This is a genomic window from Pedobacter polaris (genome assembly GCF_005116505.1).
Classification (GTDB): Bacteria; Bacteroidota; Bacteroidia; order Sphingobacteriales; family Sphingobacteriaceae; genus Pedobacter; species Pedobacter polaris.
This window is the reverse complement of sequence record NZ_SWBR01000004.1, coordinates 214391-236059: the sequence shown is the minus strand read 5'-3', so window position 1 is coordinate 236059 and position 21669 is coordinate 214391. Positions and strand designations below refer to the sequence as shown.

General features: G+C 41.6%; 18 protein-coding genes. 2 read left to right on the top strand and 16 right to left on the bottom strand.

Features of this window, described 5'->3' with window-relative positions; genetic code table 11:
• Nucleotides 1–5: 5 nt before the first annotated feature.
• The 7 genes from FA048_RS15740 to FA048_RS15710 all read right to left on the bottom strand — a co-directional run bounded on the left by FA048_RS15740 (nucleotide 6) and on the right by FA048_RS15710 (nucleotide 8619).
• The gene (locus FA048_RS15740) at nucleotides 6–3440 is read right to left on the bottom strand and encodes a TonB-dependent receptor (RefSeq protein ID WP_136842850.1); all 3435 of its coding nucleotides are present in this window, start codon (nucleotides 3438–3440) and stop codon (nucleotides 6–8) included.
• 120 nt (nucleotides 3441–3560) lie between these two features.
• Entirely contained in the window at nucleotides 3561–4799 is a 1239-nt protein-coding gene (locus tag FA048_RS15735) for a FecR family protein (protein ID WP_225872559.1), read from the bottom strand.
• 212 nt (nucleotides 4800–5011) lie between these two features.
• A complete protein-coding gene (locus tag FA048_RS15730) occupies nucleotides 5012–5593 on the bottom strand; it encodes an RNA polymerase sigma factor (protein ID WP_136842848.1) in 582 nt (193 codons plus the stop codon).
• 196 nt (nucleotides 5594–5789) lie between these two features.
• Entirely contained in the window at nucleotides 5790–6620 is an 831-nt protein-coding gene (locus FA048_RS15725; RefSeq protein WP_136842846.1) for a VanW family protein, read from the bottom strand.
• Nucleotides 6620–7261 (bottom strand): hypothetical protein, encoded by a 642-nt coding sequence (locus FA048_RS15720; protein ID WP_136842844.1) that lies wholly within the window; start codon nucleotides 7259–7261, stop codon nucleotides 6620–6622. Before FA048_RS15720 ends, FA048_RS15725 begins: the two co-directional genes overlap by 1 nt.
• A 199-nt stretch (nucleotides 7262–7460) precedes the next feature.
• Nucleotides 7461–8015: a hypothetical protein gene (locus FA048_RS15715; RefSeq protein WP_136842842.1), complete on the bottom strand. Its 555-nt coding sequence runs from the start codon at nucleotides 8013–8015 to the stop codon at nucleotides 7461–7463.
• A gap of 226 nt (nucleotides 8016–8241) precedes the next feature.
• Nucleotides 8242–8619, bottom strand: a complete 378-nt coding sequence (locus tag FA048_RS15710) for a hypothetical protein (protein WP_136842840.1) — start codon at nucleotides 8617–8619, stop codon at nucleotides 8242–8244.
• 114 nt (nucleotides 8620–8733) lie between these two features.
• Here FA048_RS15710 and FA048_RS15705 point away from each other — a divergent pair, with 114 nt between their 5' ends.
• Nucleotides 8734–9567 (top strand): XAC2610-related protein, encoded by an 834-nt coding sequence (locus tag FA048_RS15705; RefSeq protein ID WP_136842837.1) that lies wholly within the window; start codon nucleotides 8734–8736, stop codon nucleotides 9565–9567.
• Nucleotides 9568–9755: 188 nt separating this feature from the next.
• On the opposite strand, the gene FA048_RS15700 is transcribed toward FA048_RS15705, so the two are convergent.
• The 4 genes from FA048_RS15700 to FA048_RS15685 form a co-directional block, all read right to left on the bottom strand.
• Nucleotides 9756–9986 carry a hypothetical protein gene (locus FA048_RS15700; protein ID WP_136842835.1) on the bottom strand — a complete coding sequence of 77 codons (231 nt, stop codon included), beginning with the start codon at nucleotides 9984–9986 and terminating at the stop codon, nucleotides 9756–9758.
• A gap of 84 nt (nucleotides 9987–10070) precedes the next feature.
• Nucleotides 10071–10583, bottom strand: a complete 513-nt coding sequence (locus FA048_RS15695; RefSeq protein WP_136842833.1) for a hypothetical protein — start codon at nucleotides 10581–10583, stop codon at nucleotides 10071–10073.
• A gap of 487 nt (nucleotides 10584–11070) precedes the next feature.
• On the bottom strand, nucleotides 11071–12693 hold the full coding sequence (locus FA048_RS15690) for a glycoside hydrolase family 43 protein (protein ID WP_205943508.1): 1623 nt from the start codon (nucleotides 12691–12693) through the stop codon (nucleotides 11071–11073).
• Between the two features lie 142 nt (nucleotides 12694–12835).
• Nucleotides 12836–14317 carry a serine hydrolase domain-containing protein gene (locus tag FA048_RS15685; protein WP_136842831.1) on the bottom strand — a complete coding sequence of 494 codons (1482 nt, stop codon included), beginning with the start codon at nucleotides 14315–14317 and terminating at the stop codon, nucleotides 12836–12838.
• Between the two features lie 392 nt (nucleotides 14318–14709).
• On the opposite strand from FA048_RS15685, the gene FA048_RS15680 reads away from it, so the two are divergent.
• A complete protein-coding gene (locus FA048_RS15680; RefSeq protein ID WP_136842827.1) occupies nucleotides 14710–15207 on the top strand; it encodes a hypothetical protein in 498 nt (165 codons plus the stop codon).
• A gap of 171 nt (nucleotides 15208–15378) precedes the next feature.
• Here the strand turns inward: FA048_RS15680 and FA048_RS15675 are convergent, their stop codons facing one another.
• The 5 genes from FA048_RS15675 to FA048_RS15655 all read right to left on the bottom strand — a co-directional run bounded on the left by FA048_RS15675 (nucleotide 15379) and on the right by FA048_RS15655 (nucleotide 21662).
• A complete protein-coding gene (locus FA048_RS15675) occupies nucleotides 15379–16497 on the bottom strand; it encodes a Gfo/Idh/MocA family protein (RefSeq protein WP_136842825.1) in 1119 nt (372 codons plus the stop codon).
• Nucleotides 16498–16713: 216 nt separating this feature from the next.
• On the bottom strand, nucleotides 16714–17907 hold the full coding sequence (locus tag FA048_RS15670) for a TlpA disulfide reductase family protein (RefSeq protein ID WP_136842823.1): 1194 nt from the start codon (nucleotides 17905–17907) through the stop codon (nucleotides 16714–16716).
• 3 nt (nucleotides 17908–17910) lie between these two features.
• A complete protein-coding gene (locus FA048_RS15665; RefSeq protein WP_169306890.1) occupies nucleotides 17911–19362 on the bottom strand; it encodes a PKD-like family lipoprotein in 1452 nt (483 codons plus the stop codon).
• 69 nt (nucleotides 19363–19431) lie between these two features.
• On the bottom strand, nucleotides 19432–20226 hold the full coding sequence (locus FA048_RS15660; RefSeq protein WP_136842819.1) for a DUF4843 domain-containing protein: 795 nt from the start codon (nucleotides 20224–20226) through the stop codon (nucleotides 19432–19434).
• A gap of 17 nt (nucleotides 20227–20243) precedes the next feature.
• Nucleotides 20244–21662, bottom strand: a complete 1419-nt coding sequence (locus tag FA048_RS15655; RefSeq protein WP_136842817.1) for a RagB/SusD family nutrient uptake outer membrane protein — start codon at nucleotides 21660–21662, stop codon at nucleotides 20244–20246.
• Between the last annotated feature and the right edge of the window lie 7 nt (nucleotides 21663–21669).

Below are 21669 nucleotides of genomic sequence, written 5' to 3'. Positions count from 1 at the left end.
AGAAATTAAAGATTGTAAGTAAGGCTTAAGCTGAACGATGTGCCAATTTTACGGACGAGGGAATTCGTATCTCCTATACGCCTAACAATTCCATCCTCGGATGTTTCAAAATAGCCTTCTTCATATTTATCCGAAAATCCGTACTTCCATTCGTATACGTCAGACCATTCTTTCATGGTCATGTTATCACCACCGGGCTTTATTTTATAGGTTTCCTTGCCATTGATAAAAAAACGGTAAGGACTGTTGAGCAGGTTTGACATGTTTAGCCTGGTTTCCAATTTTTTGCTTTTCAGGAACTTGAAGCCCAACTGTGCATCCAACTGGTTCCGTGGCCTTTCCATTTCCGAATATTGAGGCAGCATACCCACGGTGAAAACTTTATAGCCAGAGTGGTTAAAGGCGACATTGGCACTCAACCGCTCCCCTGCATATTGTAGTGCTGCATTATACAGTACCGGAACCTGGCCATATAGTGGCCGTTTTTCCCTGAGGTAAGTTTTGCTACGATACTGATAAGACTTGCCGTCTACATCATCTGATGCCCCCATTGATGTATAGCGAAAGGCACTTGCCTGTACTTCTGAATTTTGAAGGGTAAGGTTACCACTGAAGTACATATTAGCTAAAAATTTCCAGCCCTTGTTGATAAACCCAAGGTTCTTACGCAGGTCCAGCTCCCATCCGTGAACGTTGGCATAGTCGGAATTGGCCGTAAGCAGGTCGATAGCACCACTGGTATTAGTGATGTCAAGATACATCTCTACGGGATTGTTGAAGCGTTTTTTGAAGTAGCCCGCAGAGAGGACTTCGCCAGCAGAGGGATACCATTCCATCCTCAGATCATAATGGGAAATAATGGTAGAGATCACACCCGTATTTCGCTGGATGCGGCCGTACAGATAGTTGAAACGCGAGAAGCTCGAATTCTCGATGAGAGCAGGTCTAACTGCCGACTTGGCATACGAAGCACGCACGTTGAAATTAGCGAACGGGGTAAGGGTAAGATTTGCAGAAGGCATGTACAGCCATTTCTTTTCCTCGGCACTGGCGTCATAGGTACGATGAACCAGGTTGCCTGTTTCTGGGTCTACATAACGGACCTTATCCGCATTGTCAAGGTCGGCCTGTGAAACCTTATCTGAAGCTCCATCCAATACCTTTTCGTATTTATAATATTCTGCCCTCATTCCCCATACCAGTCGGAGCCAGCTACCAACATGGTTATCCATCATCCCATAAAGGGCCTGGTTATTGTTTTTACCTACATAACTATTATTGTTGAATTGTGCAGGGAAATAGTAGATATCATGCAGGGGGTCTTTAAAATCAATGTCCCATTGCTGAACCGGTTTATATCCATTATCAAAGCTACTTGCCGTCCCAATAGGCAGCACGCTCCAGTCAAACCCACCCTTTTTATCCATATACTGGTAACCCGTTTTGAATGTCTGTACCGACTTGCGGATATTGAACTTGTAACTCAGTGCAGCATCGGCCATCCAATTCGTTTCAACGTATTTATAGGAAGAACGACTTAGCGGGCCTGGATTAGTAGTACCACCAGCAGTTCCACCAGGTATGTAATTATAGCTGGTGCCATTTAAGGAAGTCGTATGTGAAAGATTGGCATCTACCGCATCCTGCTCATGATTGTTAACCCGATTGCGGGCAACGCCCCAGTCAAGCCTCAGCTTGCCAACGGTATGCTCGCCACTGATCTTGTTCTGCAAGAGATCGATAAATTTCGGCCGGTCATATTCTCTGACCGCTGGATTATCACCAAAGCCCAGATCCTCGCCCCAGCCGGAAATGCGGAAGAACTGATTGGCAAATGCCCTTGAATAAAAATTACGCAGCGTAACCTTGTGGTTCTTAGTGCTCCAGCCAAGGTTGACCAATGCACCAAGACTGGTGGTAAAATTATATTGCGTAGCGGCAGTTTTCTTTAATTCCTCATTGGTGATGGGATCGTAGGTATTATTATTGAGCTTATTAAATGCACCGCGCTCGAAACTTGCAATATCATCAATGGCCTGCTCGTTACGATAACTCAGCGAACCTACAAACCCGAAACGGCTGTTTTTCAGTCCGTAGCTTCTACCCAGGCTGAACTGGTAGTTTTGGCCAGGAGCTGTTTGATAAATCCGTGTACCCAATCGTTCCAATCCTCCAATCTTCTTATTCTGTGCAGTGATCATCTCGGGAGTAACCTTTTCATTCCCTGGAGCGGGTATGGTACCAGATGGATTGGTAGGATTATAGTTGCCCGAGGTTATATAAAGAAGATCCTTTGGAAAATGATCCCTCTTGCCATCGTCAAAGCCCAAGTAATCGCTCTTACCACGCCCGTAGCCCAAAAAATCCTTCCCAGTGCTTCCATTGATATATTTGCTCCCTATGCTGAATGAAATGAAATCCTGGCTGGGAATGGCCATCGTATTCACCTGGACCAGCCCGCCACCAAATCCAAAGCCCATATCTGGCGTAGCAGTTTTGGAGACAATAACATTATCTACCAGGTTACTGGGAATGATATCAAACTCAAAATCACGCGTCTGTACATCGGTGCTGGGCAAGGTGGCACCGTCCATCATGGCTACATTATAGCGTTCGGCAATGCCACGTACCACTACCCTACGGTTATCGGTTGTGCTTACCCCAGAGATCCGCTTGAGTGTTTCCCCAATGTTCTTGTCGGGCAATGCGGCCATCTGTTCCCGGCTAATGCCATTGGAAATAGCTGCATCGTTCTTTTGGCGGACATAGAGCGCATTGATACTTTCGTTCTTGAATGTTCCGGTTACTACCACCTGGCTTAATTTATTGGTTGCAGCATTTAATACGATATCGAGTGCAGTCAATTGTCCAGCCTTTACGATTACATCGGTTACACGCTTAGTTTGGAAGGAGATATAGCTAACTTCCAGCGTATATATTCCTTCGGCAATGCTTAGGTTATAACTACCATCGGCGTTGCTCTGCAGCAATTTATCTGTTTGCAACACCTTTATTCCAGCACCGGGAAGAGGTTCACCACGCTCATCGATGACTTTGCCGGCTATACGTCCGAGCTGTTGCTGTGGCAACTGATTAGCTATTGGCGTTTTTGTAGGCTTATCTGTCGCAGTGATCACGACCATATTTTTTTTAATCACATATTGGTAAGGTTTGCCCTTAAGGCAGGTGTTGAGCACCTCTTCTATTGAAGCATCCTTTACGTAAATACTGACCTGCTTTTCCTTATTGAAAAGGTTGGTATCGTAAAAGAAATCATATTTTGTCTGTTTTCTGATCTCTTCCAGTATGGTATGTATAGTGGTATTTTGCCTGTTTATGGAAACGAGCTGGGCATAACTGGCCGCACTCACCTGTACCAGTACACAGGTTAATAATATCATGGTGATTTTCATAACACGCATGCATTGATAAAAATTCATATTTTTGTTAATGTTAAATGAGTTGATGCTATTGTTGCTACAAGGTATTTGACGAGGTTTAACTTACGGCCAGGGGTGTTCCACCACCCTTGGTTTTTTTTGGCCTCATGCGGTATGGTATCAGTCCGTCACGATGAGCCTCCTTCCTTTGATTGTCACTTTTGCCAGTTTTGTTAATTGTATCATATCCACAATTGTGGAGAGGGGCTGTTTACGGGAAATCATTCCGTTGAAACGCAGCCTGCCAAGTTTTTCTGGACATTCTACTTCTACATTGTACCATCTTGCCACTTGGCGCAGGGCACTTTCCAGTGTCTCGCCCCTGAATATGAAGTCCCCGTTCTTCCAGGCCAGTTCCCGATCGATATCAGCTGAAGCTACCTCGATGTGCCCGGTCAGCACAGCAAGCTGGCCTGGGTGCAGGAGCGCTGCTTGGCCGTTGCCTGAAACTATCTTTACGCTTCCCTCCAGCAATGTAGTCCTTACATCGGGCTCGTCCGGATAGGCCTTCACATTAAAATGCGTGCCCAGTACCTGCACCCGTTGCTTACTGGTCTCAACCAAAAAAGGGATGCGTCTGCCAGTACCGGAATTGATGGCCTTAGCCACTTCGAAGTAGACTTCGCCCGTCATTTTCACTTTTCTTCCTTCTTTCTGGAACCTGAGCGGATAGCTAAGCGTGGATGCGGCGTTGAGCCATGCTTTGGTGCCATCTGGCAGGATTACCCGGTATTGACCACCTCTTGGGGTAGCAATAGTGTTGATGGCATAAGATGATCCTGAGTTTTTTTTAGCTGAGCTGTATGTAATTTCACCTTCTTTAGTTTTCGCTACCTCAAGTCCATCTTGGAGCGCGAGTTTACCATTAGGCTCGTCCGATAGAGAGACTACTGAACCATCGGCCAACGTCAACATCGCCTTATTGCCCCCCGGAAGAACATCTTCGACATTTTGGGCTAGTTCGCTCCCTTTAGTTTGGTAGTGGTAATGGTAAAGTAGTAGTGTGGTACCGGCTAGGATCAATACGGCTGCTGCTACTTTCATCCAGACAGGAAATCGAAGTACCGATCTGCTGACAGGCTGCTGGTCTTTTAAAGGAGGGAGCTGATTAAGCTTTGCCTGAAGGGCATAGAATCGTTTACTAAAATCTTCTACGTCTGCATCGCTTATGTGCAAGTGGGAATTTTTCTGGCCATTGAGCCAAGCAGTTTTGATGCTGTCAGCTACATGCACATGGTCTATGTCCATTGACAGGTAAAGTTCTATCAGTTCGATCTCGTGCGGCAAGCATTGTCCCCTAAAATATCTGATCAGGGTGTTTTCTGATGGTCGGTCCATATCCATTTTTTCACCGGGCATACTGCCCTCACTATAAAGAATGCTGAAAACAAACTTTATAATGAGTGGTAAAGTGCGAATTAATGATTTGTTAATACTATATGGATTTCATTAACACTGGGGTAACATCAAAAAATTCATGCCGTTTATTTGGAAGTGTCCATAAAGCCTTGGCAACAAGGCAAAGGCATCCTATCGGGTGAAAAGATCGTTGGTATTTGCTGTAGATGTTGTTATTGGAAAAAGGAACTGCCGACCAGTATGCCCACCAATGCTTCTGGGTATTCCTTCATCTCTTGGCGAAGTATTTTGAGAGCGGTATTCATATGGCTGTTGACCGTATGGATGGACATACCTGTGCGTTCAGCGGTCTCTTTGCGGCTCTGGTCATGCTCACGCAGGGCCAGGAATACTTCCCGTTGTTTTGGGCTAAGTTTATCTAATGCTGCCCGGTACCTAGAAAGTACTTCAGCAAGGGCAAACTCGGGATGCGCCACTGTACCGAGATCGGCAAGGGGCAATTCTTCAATGTTCTGTATCAACATTACCCTTTTTCGTGATAGCGTAACGACCTGTTGCCTCAATATCCCAAAAAGATAATTGTCGAACTGGCGTACCTCTGACATTCGATGCCTGTACTGCCAGATCTTTAGCATAGCGTTCATCACCAGTTCCTCTGCATCCTCCCTGATGGGAACCATTCGAAGCGACGATGCCAAGAGCCGGGGATAATAGAATTCCAGGATTTCTCCAAATGACGGCTCATCACCCGCCAGCCATTGCTGGATAAAAACACTGATCTCTTTTTTCGCCATTGCGCTGAGGATAAGAACAGGACAAAATTAGCCAAAGGGAAAGGGCTCATAGATTATCTTTTTGTTAAGAAATTCTTTAGAAATGTGACGACTTAATTCTTGAGGTTTTCTATTATCTTTTGCTGTTGTAAGATAGTCTCGTATCCCTTTTCCAACTTACACTTAAGCTATTTCGTTTACTTTTATTTCCGAGCGATCAACATTCTTCTATATAAAATTCAGGCTTATAAGTTACCCTTGCAAAATTTCTAGTTAGCAATTCCGTCGCCACAACTTTTCCGCTTTCAAACTTGAGGATCTTGTCGCGCCAAATTTCGTTTCTTCGGTAGAATTGTCCATTGATTTTCAGGAACTGATGCTCTTTCTCTTTTACATGATAGGCGTAGTCAAGCTCTGCATTGACACGAAGCTCTCCCTCAAGGCATTTGTCGGAAAACCAGAGGTTGATCTGAAAAATGTGTTCTGTATTGTTTGTGAACTGGTAATCTCTGTAATTGTAAAAAACAGTCGCACCGCTACCGAAGGGCAAAATCCGGCCATCATCGGGAAAAGGGTCAAAAGAATGGTGATAACGTTCGCAGACCGTAAGCTTGCTATGGATAACCAACCAGTGAATTAGGTTTGAAATCTGGCAAATTCCCCCGCCAATCCCAGCCCTTGCCTCGCCAAAGGAAAGCTCCATACCGAGAAGGTAACCTTTTCTTTTGGTAGGAAGCCCCACAAGCCTGCAGAATGAAAAGGTTTCACCAGGCCGTATCAGAATTCCATCAAGATTGCTAACTGCAATCTTGAGGTTTGTCACTTTGTTAAGCTGAAGCTGTTCGTTGTTTTCCCCAAGTTTTTTGAGCAGAACTGACTGATGCTTTTTTATCCGGTTTGAAAGTTTATCTGTAGTTCTTTTGGCCGCATATTTCTTATCGTCTAGATGCCACTCGGCCATCCGTTTGAGACGCCTCGCCCAAACTGCAACGAAATAAAGTATCGGGTGCCGCTGGCTTAATAATTTTCGTTTTTTCAAGGTTGGCATTAGTGGTTTGCTTTAACTGCTATAAAGTTCCTACTGTCTTCTTTTTTAAAGACTTTTTCTTTTTCATTCCAGACATAGGCTTTATAAAAAACATCCTTACTATCAGACTGATCCTTACAAACAGATGAAATATACAACCTGCTTCCTGGTTTATAGGTGTTCATCTCTACAGTCCAAACGCACATATTTTCTTCTCCCAACGGGGCGTAATAGATTTTTCCATCTTTTGCATTAACGATAAAGCCCATTATACAGCCTCCGCCACAGCCGAAAGCTATCGCGATATAATGGCCTGCGAAATTGATGTCACTAGTTTTATAGCCGTCGGTGATACGACTTTTAAAATGAATGGCATCTGGATTGCTATTAAAATCAAGCTGCGCCTTTTCTTTCACCCGATCAATTTCTACAGCGTATTTTCCAAAAGCAATGCTGTCACCGCTGTTTTCATTGGAACCATTTGGGCCATCCTCGTAAATCTTCTTTGTGCCTTTATCCAACCTAACTTTCGGAGCGGTCATTACTGACCTGCTTTCTCCGGCTGCGACTTGATCAGCGTTATTGGCATTGCTTCTTTTTTTTGTATCGGTACAGGCAAAAATAGAAATGAGCAACAATAAAGAAATGATTAATTTTTGCATGTTTTTAATGGGATAGGGCTTGTTTAAAATTTCGACACAAAGTATTCTTGCTTTTTTTTAGCTCAATAAGCTAATTTGTTTAAATATAACATCTAAATTTTGAAGATCAATTGCAATGGACGAATTCTTATTCCAGCACTTCTGGACAAAAGCTCCACCATATAACTGACCACAACTTTGATCTCTTCATCGCAGCATATCATTCATCAAACTCCACCCATTTCTTTTCGAAATAAACCGTTGCAGGTTTCTTCGATTCCCCACTTATATGAGCTTTAATAAAGGATTCCTGCTCCCCGGTATATTTGATGACCAGCTCAACCGGGTACCCCGTATAATAATAAGATCCATAGGGGCAGTGAAACGGATTGTCCTTTACATCGGAAGTAAAAATGGAAAACAACACCATCTTCCTTGAAGTGGTATCGGGGGCTTCATAACCTATGATCCGATAATCTGTCATGATGTTGTTGTACACATGAAAACTACTGTCGTGCTTAGAGATTACAGCTCTCTGAATGGCCTCCTGATTGATTTGGGGAGGAACATATCTGTGCTTTTTTTTGATGGACTGCGAATCTGCAACTTGCCGTAGCCCTGAATCTCTAATGGCTACAACCGTATCGTTCTTAAGAACCTGCGGGTCACTATTGCTATTTGTACACCCTGAGAATAACCCCAAGGCTAAAATGATTAGGCGTGTACCAAACGCTTCTGCGCTAACTCTATTCATTCTTTTACCCTGTTTATTCATAGGTCCTTTCTATAATATCGATTAGTATATATCCGTTCACTCGCCCTTAACCTCGGTCACCGTAAGGGGCAGAAAAGTCCCGTCCGTATTTTCAAATATAGGCCTGCCGCCGGGAAGATCACAAATGACCAAGCCATCTTTGGCAGCTGTATAGGAAACTTAGTATTGCCATTGATATGAATAGATTTTTGAACCTGTACATAACGCTTTTTTAATAACAGCTCAATTAAACAAATGTTTGATTGCGAAAACGTATAAAAAGCACCAATAGCGCAATAAAATAAGGGGTGCAGAATCCTACTCCGACTAATGCTTCCTCTTCCAGCGAAAAGGCGAGATATATCATGATGACAAGCGGAAGCAGAAAAAAACTCAATGCGCTCCGTATCAAATTATCTTTGAACCAAGGCCTTAGATTCAGGAATATGGGTAAAGTGCCCAAAGCCAGCAAAAGGTTGAAGCCTATGGCAATACCGTAGGGCAGGTTCTTCATATCTGTATCAGCCGTACCAATCTGATCTAGGGACTGCAAAATAAATACCCCCATGACATCGACAGCCAAAGCAATGAGGAAACATATTATAATTATCATCAGGTATTTCATAGGGATATTCTTTATAGCCAAATTTATCTTTATTTAAGGAACCTTTCCTTAAGATAAATTGTTTGAGGAAATAAACGGCACAATAAATGCCAAAGGATACTAAAACTAGAAACTATGCTTAAGAAGTTGCCACCTATGATCGTGCTGGTATTGTTATTTTCCCAGGCAGTTGCCCAACCCTTTTCCCTTAGATCCACTGGTGAGGCCAAGCCTTTCCAACTGGAAATTTACTTTGGTACCGAAGGCAAGGGGGCAGTTGTTCAATATCGTGGCCAGCAGGGCATCATACCATTACAGCTAAAAAGCCGGACCGTACAAGATAAAACAGGACAATCAAAGGTAACCTACTTGTGGGAAGAGGTTGTTGGCGGGAAAGTGACCGGAACATATGGCCTGACCCAGGAGTCGGAAAAAGTATCAGGCATATGGTATAAAAGGAACAGGGATGGAAAACGATTTAAGCTGGAGCACGCACCAGATCAACAGGGTTATGAACGAATTGGCAAGTACCTTCTACATGGCGTACTGATCTCCTTTCGTTACACTACAGACAATCTGCTCATCTTCAGCTATCCAGACGGCAGCACAAAAACCAGCCAACTTCCGAGCTTTGACCACCCCGATCCCCAGAGAAAGGGCACCATTGCCGATTACAATTTCGATGGTTATGACGACGTTGCATTTTCCATCCCAGACGGGGGCATGGGTGTATACAGAACCTACAGCATTTATCTTTATAACCGGACATCAAAGCAATTCCAGATCCTTGCAGAACCAAATGCTCCTAAAGCGAAATGTACGGGTTTTTGTGATGTAACATTGGATAAAAAAAATAAGCTGTTCATTACTGCCTGCAGGGGAGCGGCAACCTGGTGGAAAGATGTTTACAAGTTTTCCCATAACAACAACTTGATATGGGTAAGTTCGGCAAAAGCATCAACCAAATAAATCTACGAGCCTAAAGGGCAAGTAATATGCCGCAGGTTGTTCAATAATGCATGCATTAAAGAATATCGATTTCCTTTTTCAGCCTGATCTGAAATACGATAACAAACATCAGCGGGCAATTGTAATGAAAATAATTGTGGCTAACCAGCTAAATAATAAAACCAATGAACGTAATGTTTGTGGCAATACTATGTTTTTGTTTTCTTTTTGACTGCTTTTGTAACGACGGCATAAAAAGCAGCCCCTGTGATAGCGCCAATAGCCGAATAGATGGCCAATTTTGACACGCTTAAGTTTTTCAGCAAATCACTATCCCCCGCCTCGATAGCGGATATTTCCGCATTCCCTACTATTGTATCAATCAGTGCAAAGGCAAATCCAATAAAAATTCCAAAAAAAATAAAGTAAGCTAGCTTCATAATTCCTCTAACGCAAGTTGAGTCTCAAAAATGCTGAGGATATGAAAATGTTCTAAGGCACTATTCTTTTTCATATTTACCATATTATCTGGTCTCATAAAAAGCTGTAAAATTCACTTTTTCAACAGATGGAAGAAGTAGCTCGGCAACAAAATTGTTCCAAGGCCTTAAAGCTATGCCAGCCGTATCAGAACTTTCTTTCAGGCCCCTGTAAGATGCCAAAATTGCACCATCTTCACTTTTTTTAACAATTATTTCGTTTATCGATTCACCTTTCAACTCCCCGTGCAGATTGTCCATTTCACACCTATAGAACAGACTGTCTTTATAGGACACATAAATTGCATAGCGAAGCGTACCATGGTTCTTGATCTGGTAGCTTTTACCGTTATAGTACATAGTGGTCATCGTTGTACCATCATCTTTAAGCATCCCAATATTTACCTTTACATCCTTTGTAACCATTTTATCCCCCATCACAACAAATGCCGGCTCATTGTTTTTACAACTTACTAGTAGAACCATGAAAAAACATATTTTTGCCATTCTCCCCAAGATCAAAATAGTAGAGTTGGCTAATCGAATAGATGTTTTCATATTTAGGTACTTTTCTTAATTGTCATTTCATTTTTAAAACTATCATCATCATACACAGAAAACGGGAAAAACTTTTATTAAGATATAAAGTTATAATATTACAGTCAATAAATTTGATCTTAAACTATGAAGTCCTCCCTTTAAACTGAACAATCTAAAATCGAGTTTGGACATATGCTAAGGTAAAAACCCACCTAACGCAAGTCTTAAACGAAGTGTGACTTGTGCTTAGTTAGATTCGCAACACTTTAATTAGAAATTCCTGCTAAGATTAGAATGATAAATTGTTCCTTCGCTTTGCTCTGAATGACAAAATTCACATTCTGTTGGTGTGATTACCAACCAGACAACTATGTAAATAAAAAAGGTTCAAATCTTGCGAAATGAACCTATCTAAACTCTGGGTCAGTAACGGTACGTTATTCTAACCACTTTTAAAATTGGGGAGTTCTTTCTACTACAGAAATTCTCGATAATTTCATTTAATTTATTTTTGTGATTTATTTAATCGGTAACTAAAATAATCTACGTCTAAATAACCCTCATCAGCCTCATTGTTATACGTGTAAATACCAATTCTATCGCCGCGATATGCGCCCCACATAAGTTGATATGGCTTTCCAAATGAAATATACTTTACACCATCATTGCTATAATAAAACTGGCTTAAGCCATCTAATCCCCAAGTAGATCTTAGCCATAATTGATGTGATGAAATTGAATCACCTAAAACAGTATTGCCTCTAACATCATACGCTATTCTTCTTGCGCTGCCATCAAACACCACACTTATTGATGCATAATTTGGAGAACCAAAATGTGTTAAACCAGACTTTTGGCCTTTCGTCATCCCTCTTAAATCCATTTTAATAATTACTTCGTTAAATGCTGACCTAAATGAGCGTTGTGTAATTGTATTTCCTGCTTTTAATAGATTATTTTTTTCAATGGGCTTAAAAGCTTTTAGCCTCAACCAACCTCTCCTCTCATTTAAGTTCCACTTTTCTGCTCTGGGCTGGTAATTCCATTCCCATTGCGCTGCTAATGCTTTTGCGCTAAAATCATCGCTAGTTTGAGGAATTACTTTCTTTTGTCCCTGAATAGGTTTACGACCACTCCAAACCATTGACCCAATTTTATCTAAATCGGGCTTTCCCAAAATTGGCCAGCCCTCAATCCATTCAATTGGCAATAAACTCATCACCCTTCCTGCCCAGTCCCCCGAAGAGCCGTGATGAGTTAAAAAATACCAATCTCCTTTTTGAGTTTGAACGATGCCACCTTGGTTAGGTTCATGATATTCTTTTTGAGCATAACTCAACTGCTTTGGTCCTTCGTAAGGGCCATATATGTTTTTAGCTCGCTCCATCATCACTACCCTACCGCCTGCTTTAACCTCGGAGAAGAAGTGATAGTAAGTATCCTTAATTTTAAAGAGCTTATTCGCTTCACTTCCTTTAGATTGATAAATAACCCTGTCTGAATCTTTGATTAAAGTTTTTCCATCAGCGGTCATTTTAAACAAGTGAATTTTATAGTTGTCTGAGAAATTAGTTCCAATGAAATAACCCTGCCCATCAGTATCCCAAAAAGGGCATCCATCATCCCACCCTTTTGCATCCAAAATTTGATGAACAGGTTCCCATGGTCCTTCAGCTTTAAGTGCAGTTGTCATGAAATAACCGTGATCTGGATCACCAAAGTATATCCAAAATTTATGGTTATGATATCGAATAGCACCTGCCCAGATCCCTCTGCCATAAGCATTCATTTTATCCCAATTCATTTCTGGTGAAATTTTTGAAATATCTTTTACCGCATGGCTAATGATTTTCCAATTCACAAGATCTTTAGACTTTAAGATCACAAATCCCGGCGAATATTGGAATGTAGATGATACGGCATAATAATCATTACCAACCCTTATACAGTCTAAATCACTATAATCAGCAGGAAGTATTGGATTTTGATAAGTCCCATCATTTTGATCTCCCCACTTGTGCCAGTCGCCCCATTTGATTTTGTTTTGAGCTGAGCAATTTTCACTTAGAAAGAATAATAAACATAGTAGATATATAAATTTCATTAAAAATACTTGTATTCTTTCCATATTTAGCAGTGATGCTCAATCTGATAAGACAATTTATTTGGTTAGCATACTAATATCTAAAATTAATATTTGATTTGCATCCTGCCCTATGCTGTATTTTATTAGTTATGAAATTGGAGCCTTAATTAGTAGACGAACTTAACTACTTAGTTTTTTTAAATTTTTCATTCCTAGAACCGCGATGATATTCCAATTCAATAACTTTACCCACTGCATCCTTTATAAATGTAATACCAACAGGGAATTCTCTCGAAAAGAAATCATTTTCAGCACCGGCATACAATTCAAATCCGTCCCAACCCGGCTCTGAATAAAAAAACCGCCCATTCACTAGGCTAATTTTGATGTAAAATTTATCATCGGCCTTACGTTTATATTCACCCACATAGTTTTCTAAGATATTTTGTGGAACAGTAATGATCTTTGGCCTTTGTAGTGGATTGTAAAAACCTTTCCATCCATAAACGGTTGCAACACTATTTATTATTTCTTCTGTAATAGCTCCATTATCACTATTTACCATCACAACTACGCCATTACCACCTTCCATACTGCCATAATATTGACTAACAAATCCTTCATCAGCCCCAGTGTGCTGGAAGTAAGTTTGCTCACCTCTTTTAATAATGAATACACCCAAAGCTGCAGAATTGTGAACATACGGTGTAAGCCTTAGTTTGGTCATTTCTTGTGAAAGCACTTTGTTAGATTTCCCCTGTAATGCCAACTGCGTTTCTATGATATAATAAGCCAGATCTGTTGGGTTCGTCCATAATCCTGCAGCAGCTTGTTCTGGATAAATATGATATTTCCCCTTTACAGCTTTTCCATCATTATAATATCCAGATGCCAAAAGTTTTTGTTTATCTCCTGGCGGAGGCTGGGTATAAAAACTATTTTTCATACCCATGGGTTTTAATACATTTTCCCACATGAATTCATCATAAGGTTTTTTGGTAATGTCTTGTACTATCAGTTGAGAAATTGTAGTTCCTCCACCTGAGTATTGATATTTCAATCCAGGTTCAAATGCAGAACGGACAGCAGCTGTATTAGCGGGTCTTTCGCCATTAAGTATTTGCACCAGCATAGGAATGGTGTCTCCTTTTTCATATCCAGGAAAACCATGCACACTTAAACCTGCTGTATGGCTAAGCAGGTTTGCAAGGGTTATTTTCTTGCTTTTAGCTAATGAATCATATGGAAATTTCCATGTTGTTAAATAATCATTAACATCAGTATAGAGATTTAGTCTCTTATCCTGCACCATTTTTAAAACACCAACACCATTCAAGGATTTACTGATTGAGCCTGCCTGAAATAAGGTGCCCATGGTAACACGACGTTGCTCAACACTATCAGCCCAGCCATAACTTCTTGCCCATTCTATTTTATAGTCTTTAATCATTGCAATACTGACACCATTTACATGATAAAAATTCATTCTTCCCTTCAGGGTATGGTTAGGCTCACCTTCAATGCGGACTTGAAGGCCAAGGTTATTTTCTACTGCTTTTATTTTTAGTTCTATTTCATGAGCATATTTCTTTTCCTGAGCATAAAGTTTTATGAATAATCCTTGACAAAGGAAAATGAGGAACAAAGTGTATAGGTATTTCATCATTAAAACATTTTAAAAGGTTTGATATTGATCGGAGCAAACTTATACCTTATGCCGATTGGTACAGTGTAAAAAGTTGTAAATAAAAATGTAAACTTTGTAAATAATGGCTTTGACTGCAAATAAAGCCCTTAAACAAAAAAAGCAGCTCTTTTCAGAACTGTTTTTTGTTGAACGCTAAGATCAGAAAAAAGTGATATTCGCATATTACGGCAATCAGTATAGCATTAGGTTTGCACCAACGAACCGACAATAGGGTCATCTAAGTTGAACCAAACCTTAATTGTACCAGGTTAATAGATGAAAAACCCAAGAATTAGTTGCTAATCCGTCAACCGGCGTATCTGCAAGCGGTCCTGTAATTGTTTTTAATTTCCATATTTTTAAAGCATGATATGAAAAATTTGTTCAGCTTTTTATTCTTACTATTTAGCGTTTTGGTCACAAGGGCCCAGACTTTACCAGAGTTTAACGAGAAACCTGCGTATTACGACAATAAATCAGGCAAACTGATTGAGCTTGAGAAATCTCAGTACAATACCATGGCAAAGGCAAAAGGACTTTTCAAAGCCGAAGGAGGATTTGTATTAAATGGCATATCCTCTCCCGTAAAGATTGAAGCCCAAAAAGAGCTAAAATTTATCGTTAAGGTAAGTCCAAACACAGATCCAACTTCGGTTTTTGATTTGGCAAAATTTACAGTTCGGGGTAATCAAAGAGTATTCATCACCACAATCGCAAAGTCGACCAGTACAACAAATTCAGTTGAAAAAATTGCCTACGAAGTGAGCAAAATCAAAGATGGATATTATCATCTAACCGTAAGGAACTTAGCAAATGGTGAATATTTTTTCGGAACAAAGGACTTCATGTTTGCCTTTTCAGTCCAATAGATAAAATTAATCTACAATCTTGGATGAGACTAACAGATCACTCAATAAACAGAGATCTGCCCCTAATGCGAATGGCATTGACCGGGATATTCCTTATACGTTCCCTAAAGAATGTGTAACAATAGGTTACCTGCAGATCGGGCAGACCCAAAAACAGGCCTTGTAAAAAATCTAGCCAGATGCGGCTAGTGCAGTCTCCAGGGCTGCCACCGCATCCTCGATACTAACCCTTGGCCGGTAGCCCGGATCTTCGATACAACTGATCAGCTCTCCAAGAATCTCCTGCACGCAGCCTCCATATATTTCCGCCTTAGTGCCTGGGGTCGAAAAGCTGCCCGTCACGTCCTGGTCTGGGAAATATTGTATGCCAGATACGTATACCGACACCTGTAACTCCTGTCCGTTCAGTTCCCCTGAGAAGGTGTCTCTGCCGCCCGGTATGGGACCCGAGTCCCCAGCCTTCCATCCGGGAAGCCTGGCCAGCGCATCCCTGCTTTTTTCGCAGGTCAGCGCACTGACCGTTCCCGACATCGGGATCCAGCCCCGGATTTCTATCCTTGCCAGGTCAAAGGCCAGCCTGATGGTGGTCTGTTCAAAGAAACCAGGCCCCGAAAATGCATGGTAGTGCTGGGCGATGAGCCCCCTGTCATAGCCGACCGTTGCCGATACCCTGTCCTGCTGCTGAGAGTTGCGCCAACTGGATTCCCCGGATATGACGTCAGACCCCTGAGTGGTCAGCGAATTGATAAGATCGAAAAAATGCACCCCATGCTCAACAAGTATCCCCCCCGAAAGATCCCTGTTCCAAAACCAGTGGTCTACCGGAAGGGATCCGTCCTGCGCATAGTTGGCAACCTGGGCATGCCTTAGCTCTCCAAGGCAGCCACTTTTTGCAATGGCCACCATTTCCTTCATTACCGGGGTATAGCGCAGCATGTGGTTGACCATGATCGACATTCCTGTCTCCCTTTTGGCATGCAGAATATCCCGGACCTGCACAAGGGAAACGGCAACAGGTTTTTCCAGCATCACATGCTTTCCCGCCCTCATGGCTGCCACTGCGATCTCGGCATGTACCGAAGGCGGGGTCACGATGCTTACGATATCGATGTCCGCGTCCAAGAGCAGTTCCTCCCAGTGGCGGTAGATCCTGCAGCCGTCCACCTCGTCACATTCCGCCTTGGAATCCGCGATTGCCATGACTTGGATATTCTCGAGCTTTCCCCACCACTGGTGAAGGAACCTGCCGAAGCCCCCATAACCGATAATACCCAATCTGTAAATCTTCATAAGCTTTGCCGGCGCTAATATGCCCTCATGATAAACCCTAGATGGGAAATATTGTTTTGGTTAAGTAACTCCAAAGGAAGCAAGCCTTTTATGGACGAATTGATTGAAATAGGCGGTTTTTAGAATGTTATGAAGAAATAATATTTTGAACAAACTATTGTATCAAGTTATAAATTGCAACCTCATTAACCAATACAGCCTTTTTGATTAATATTACTAATGTAGTTTATCCTGCAATAATTTCACGAGCTCTTCCTGGCTTTTCACTCCGCTCCCTACAAGGCGCCTAATGATTCTGCCATCTTTGTCGATCAGAATTTTTGTAGGAAATGCAGTTACGCTATACTTGCTCAGTACACCGTTAGCTTTATCACCTTTGCTTTTATCGTTCAGCACATTTACCCACTCCATTTTGTCTTCATCCATTGCTTTAACCCATTTGTTATAATTTTCTTCCTGGTTATTGCTCAGTTCATTGGAAACTCCAAAAATTTCGAATCCTTTAGACTTATACGCTGCATATAATTTTTTCAAATGAGGGTGAGTATCCCTGCAGGGACCACACCAGCTTCCCCAGAAATCCAGAAGTATTAATTTCCCTTTCATGGAGGAGAGGCTGATTTCCTTTCCATTCTTGTCTTTTAATATAAAATCTGGTGCTGCTGCGCCAAGGGCTGTTACCTTGGATTGCTCAATGCGCTTTGAATAGGCCTGGCCTTCCGCTGAAGCTTTTATGGAAGGCTGTATTTTATTAAAAAAAGGCTGGATTTCGGAGGGTTCCAATATTGTTCTGGTATATTCCTGAAGTAAATCCAATACGGTTCCTGATTGTACGTGACTAAACAAATATGCTTTTTTCACAGAATCTATCTGGTCCTGGATTCTATAACTCTTCTTCGTATAGTTTGCTATTGCTACACTATCCTTGCTTTTATAGGCCGCAGACCCCTCTTCTTTGTAAATCTTGTTGCTTGCAGCATAATATGGGTCCAGCTTGGCTTTCAGTTCCTGTCTGTCATCATCCGCTTTAGAACCTTTAATCACAGTACTGTTTAATTTCTCAGGAGCATGTGCCATGAGCTGTCCTTTATCGATGTAGAAGTCATGAGCATAATCTTTCAGAGTGCGGGTACTTGCATGATATTTTTCTACGCTATCTGCAACTTTCAGTTGAATAACTGCTTTAACGGGATAGGAGACCTTGCCTTTAAAAGTATAGGTGCCATTTATCAATTTCACGCTGTCTTTAGTTTCTTTGCCGTTTTGTTTAAATTTAAGGTAGATAGTATTGTCTACCACACGCTGGTAATCGGCAACCTTTCCCATTATTGTAAAAGGATTGCCTGCCTGTGCTGCCCCTAATAGAGGAGCAAGCACAAGTGCAATGGACAGCATATTTCTGTTTTTCATAAGTTATCTTTTTTCTTTATAGAACATACTTGTGATTTTACCAAAGCCACCATATTTTTTTACTGGGCTTCCTAAATCTCCAGTGGCTGAAACATCAAATTCTTGAACTTTCCCTTCAGTGCCATTGTAGGTTGCGATGTAAATTTTTCCTGTGGTTCTAATGATCCGGTAAAAAGTATTGAACTCGGCTACCCTACTCACCGAAAATTTTAAGTCGGTAATTTGTTCCCCTGCTGATGGGGTATATACCAATTTGGCTGTGTTTGATTTGTAGTCGTAAAGCATGATGTTGTTCCCAGATACATAGTAAATATGAGGAAGTTCAGTAGAGCCAGCAAAAATTGCTGCATTATTCATTCCTGCTGAAGCAGGAATTTCAGCATAGGCGGCCGCTGCTTTTTGGGTGGAGATTGGATAAATTTGGTAAAAATACATTTTGCCAGCATCATCCTTCATCAACCAATTGTAGTATGCATACTCATTCGAATAGCAGGCATAAACACAGGTTTTGCCAACATTATTAGGGTTAAAGGCACCAGGGCTGGACATGTCTGTTGCGTAGGTATTTAGTTGTCCTGTCGCGAAACCAGAAAACCATAAAAAACGACGGTTTTTTTGATCATAGCAGATGAAGTTTGTAGTAATAGCTGGTGTATTTTGGCGGCCGGCACTTGTAGCAGTAATGATAAAGGGCGCTACCTCATAATCGCCAATCAGGGAACCTTCGAACAATGGGACAGCGACATCCTGCGTCCCAAAATGTATCTTGCCGTTAACCGCTGCAAAAATTGAATTTCCACTCCAATACCCCTGTATAGCAGACAAGTGAACTGGCGCTGCCGGAGGTATTGCGAGCATCGCAGAAAAAAGCCCGGCTTGTTGGTAATTTTCGGCATCTAACTGAATGGTACTTCTCTCAGGTGCAGATATAAACAGGTTGTAAGGTTTTTGTATCTGTTCTCCGCGTTTATGATAGAAACCAACCAGTTCGCCTATCGGTTTTGGAATATAGTTACCTTGGTTACCCGTAGTGTAAAGGTTTCTGTAAATCTGGCCATCTAAACCGATGTGACTGATATCCCCACCCTGAGCCTTTTCTTCCAGAACAACAATGCCGCTTCCAAACCGCGATATTATGTTAAGGTGGGTTTGAACTGTCGAGGTAATATTAGTATTAATATCTTTTACCACATACATCAGTGTGTAGCCACCCAGTGGCGCATTAATAGCAACTTTCAGGTCTTTCTTATCAGAAAGCTCAATTTTAGGCCCAAAAGCATCGCTGAATATATACCAGCTATAGGTATACTTACCATTGGTAACATTGTTTTGGGTCACCGTGGGCGTGATACGAAGTGTGTCATTCAGCAAGATATCTATATTGGCGGTGGTGCTCAATGCTCCAACCTCAATTTCATTGATTATCTTTAAATCATAATTGCCTTTGTCTTTCATACATCCCACAGTGAGGAGGGAAATGAGTGCAAAGCCGTATAGTAATGATAATATATTCTTTTTCATCTGTTAAAGTTTAGGAAATGTCACTTGGTTACCAGTTTCATCTATCATTGGGCCATTTAATTTTTCATATTCATAAAGCGCTGAAACAAGTTTGGCGTAATAGATGTACATCTGTGTGGAGGTAGGCGCTTCAGCACCATCCCGGGCTCTCGGGCCCCAAACTGTTCTGCCGGTTACATCAATTACAAATTTGTATTTCACAGCACTATACACCCCGAAAAAAAACTTAAACCAACTTCCTGAAGCATCCCAGGTATCCGGTTTTAATAGCTGATCGCTAAACTTGATCAGATAGCCAGGTGTATAGGTATTTGATGGTTCTCCATTGAACGTACTATTTGTTTTGGTATTGATGATTTTAAGTGGGAACTCTGCGCTGGTTTCAATTTTTAGAAATAGCCTTACCTGTTTCGTTTTGAGGTCAGTAGTTCTTTTGATGAGAATAGGCACCCTTGCGATGATCTCGTTTGCTTTTATTTTAGTTTCTAGTACCTGGTAGTGCGTACCGGAAATGGCTGTAGTTAGGCTCTCGTCCGCTTTCAACGGTACGGCTCGATCTACTGTCGACATATTACCTGAAATCTTTACAGGAATGTAAATGGTATCCAGCATCAGGGTGTTTGCCTTTTCTGCAAATGAATAACTGGTGCTATCTCTCACCCCAACAAATTTTTCTTTGTCAATATAAATCCCCGGTTTATCTTCATACTTGAGTTCATCCTTTTTGCAGGTAGCCATAATGAGCAGGGCAATGAGTGAGAGGAATTTGATTCTATGATTGTGAAATATAGTTTTCATTTTTTTTGCTTTAAGGTTTATCTGTTACCAAATTCAATTTCAGTGTCAGGCAGAGGAAACACGTAGGTTTGAGCGGTCATGGTCACTGCTGATCTCGGAACAGGAAGTGTTCCCAAACGTTTGTAGTAGAAGAACAATTGTCCTTCTGCGTAAAATTCTTTAATGTACTCTTTAGCAATTTCCTGCATCCTGATGTTCTCGTCAAATGTAGAAGTCAGCACTGCTAACCCACGTTTTACCCTGACTTCATTAATTAATGTTCTCGCTTCAGTAAGGTCTGGCGTCGCCTCAGCAGCGATGTAATACATTTCTGAAAGTCTGATTAATGGTATCTGATTGCTGAGCTGCAGGTTGGTGATACCGTCTTGCCAGAACTTGCTGCTGTAGGAATATCCATTAGAGGTTTTGATGTTATAGAGGTAGCGGTAATCGGTAGATCCTCCTGTAGCCACATCAAACAAGGTATTCATGGTCGCACTGGTCAGGTAAAAAGTTTGTGCCTGGAAAGTTGTATTTCCGTCCAGGCGGAATCGTACGTCAACAAGCGCCTTCGTTAAAGGTAAGTTTAAGGCAAAGACATGTTCGGTAGAAAAGGTGCGGTCTTGGTTGGCCGTCAGGTTAAAGGTACTACGATCTACAAAAGGAAACTTCCCTGAATTGATGACCTCCTTAGCATACTGAAGTGCTTTTACCTTATTACCGGCATATAAGTAAATACGCGCTTTCAATGCCTTTACTGCCCAATAGTTAAAGTGGTTGCGCGTATAGTTTGTAAATTCATCTACACCCTCTCCTGAGTTGTGTATGATATTCTGATATACGGAAAGGAGTTGCTCGGCCTCATCAAGGTCTTTTAGGCAAAGTTCTATCACCTGAGTAGTATTGCTCAGTGGAGTTACTTGTTTGCCAAAGGTCTTGATGTAGGGAATTGCATTTACCAAGCCGCCATTTGCCGGCATAGGACCAAACATGCGAAGCAGATCGAAATGCATATACGCCCTTAACCCAAGTGCTTCTCCTTTTACTAGGTTGTAATGTTTGCCCAAGAATACACCTTTAACCTGATCAACATGATCAAGGATATTGTTTACACCGCCAATGGCTTTATACATATTGCTCCATATTGTCGCGATGGCAGATTTTACAGCGGGTGCCGCGTAGTTGTATTTGGCGTGTTCCAACAGGGGATGTCCGGTAGAGGTGGTTTGATAATTCTGACCCATCGCACTAATTGTAGTCATGGTTAGGTTATCCGCATAAAGTCCTGTACCCATCTGTAGATAAGAACCCAACATTGCCTGGTTGAAACCGGCTTCAGTACTGAACATCTCGTCCTGCAATACCTGGGTTCCCGGCTTCACATCAAGCCATTTCTTGCAGGAAGTGAGTCCTGCTGTTAGAAGGCAAATCAATAAAATATATAAAGGCTTTTTCATAAAGCTA

Coding starts and splice junctions, on each gene's coding strand:
- FA048_RS15705 (WP_136842837.1), top strand. CDS start 8,734: ATGCTTAAGAAGTTGCCACCTATGATCGTGCTGGTATTGTTATTTTCC.
- FA048_RS15715 (WP_136842842.1), bottom strand. CDS start 8,015: ATGAATAAACAGGGTAAAAGAATGAATAGAGTTAGCGCAGAAGCGTTT.
- FA048_RS15735 (WP_225872559.1), bottom strand. CDS start 4,799: ATGCCCGGTGAAAAAATGGATATGGACCGACCATCAGAAAACACCCTG.
- FA048_RS15665 (WP_169306890.1), bottom strand. CDS start 19,362: ATGAAAGACAAAGGCAATTATGATTTAAAGATAATCAATGAAATTGAG.
- FA048_RS15710 (WP_136842840.1), bottom strand. CDS start 8,619: ATGAAATACCTGATGATAATTATAATATGTTTCCTCATTGCTTTGGCT.
- FA048_RS15680 (WP_136842827.1), top strand. CDS start 14,710: ATGAAAAATTTGTTCAGCTTTTTATTCTTACTATTTAGCGTTTTGGTC.
- FA048_RS15700 (WP_136842835.1), bottom strand. CDS start 9,986: ATGAAGCTAGCTTACTTTATTTTTTTTGGAATTTTTATTGGATTTGCC.
- FA048_RS15720 (WP_136842844.1), bottom strand. CDS start 7,261: ATGCAAAAATTAATCATTTCTTTATTGTTGCTCATTTCTATTTTTGCC.
- FA048_RS15725 (WP_136842846.1), bottom strand. CDS start 6,620: ATGCCAACCTTGAAAAAACGAAAATTATTAAGCCAGCGGCACCCGATA.
- FA048_RS15695 (WP_136842833.1), bottom strand. CDS start 10,583: ATGAAAACATCTATTCGATTAGCCAACTCTACTATTTTGATCTTGGGG.
- FA048_RS15670 (WP_136842823.1), bottom strand. CDS start 17,907: ATGAAAAACAGAAATATGCTGTCCATTGCACTTGTGCTTGCTCCTCTA.
- FA048_RS15740 (WP_136842850.1), bottom strand. CDS start 3,440: ATGAATTTTTATCAATGCATGCGTGTTATGAAAATCACCATGATATTA.
- FA048_RS15685 (WP_136842831.1), bottom strand. CDS start 14,317: ATGATGAAATACCTATACACTTTGTTCCTCATTTTCCTTTGTCAAGGA.
- FA048_RS15660 (WP_136842819.1), bottom strand. CDS start 20,226: ATGAAAACTATATTTCACAATCATAGAATCAAATTCCTCTCACTCATT.
- FA048_RS15730 (WP_136842848.1), bottom strand. CDS start 5,593: ATGGCGAAAAAAGAGATCAGTGTTTTTATCCAGCAATGGCTGGCGGGT.
- FA048_RS15655 (WP_136842817.1), bottom strand. CDS start 21,662: ATGAAAAAGCCTTTATATATTTTATTGATTTGCCTTCTAACAGCAGGA.
- FA048_RS15675 (WP_136842825.1), bottom strand. CDS start 16,497: ATGAAGATTTACAGATTGGGTATTATCGGTTATGGGGGCTTCGGCAGG.
- FA048_RS15690 (WP_205943508.1), bottom strand. CDS start 12,693: ATGGAAAGAATACAAGTATTTTTAATGAAATTTATATATCTACTATGT.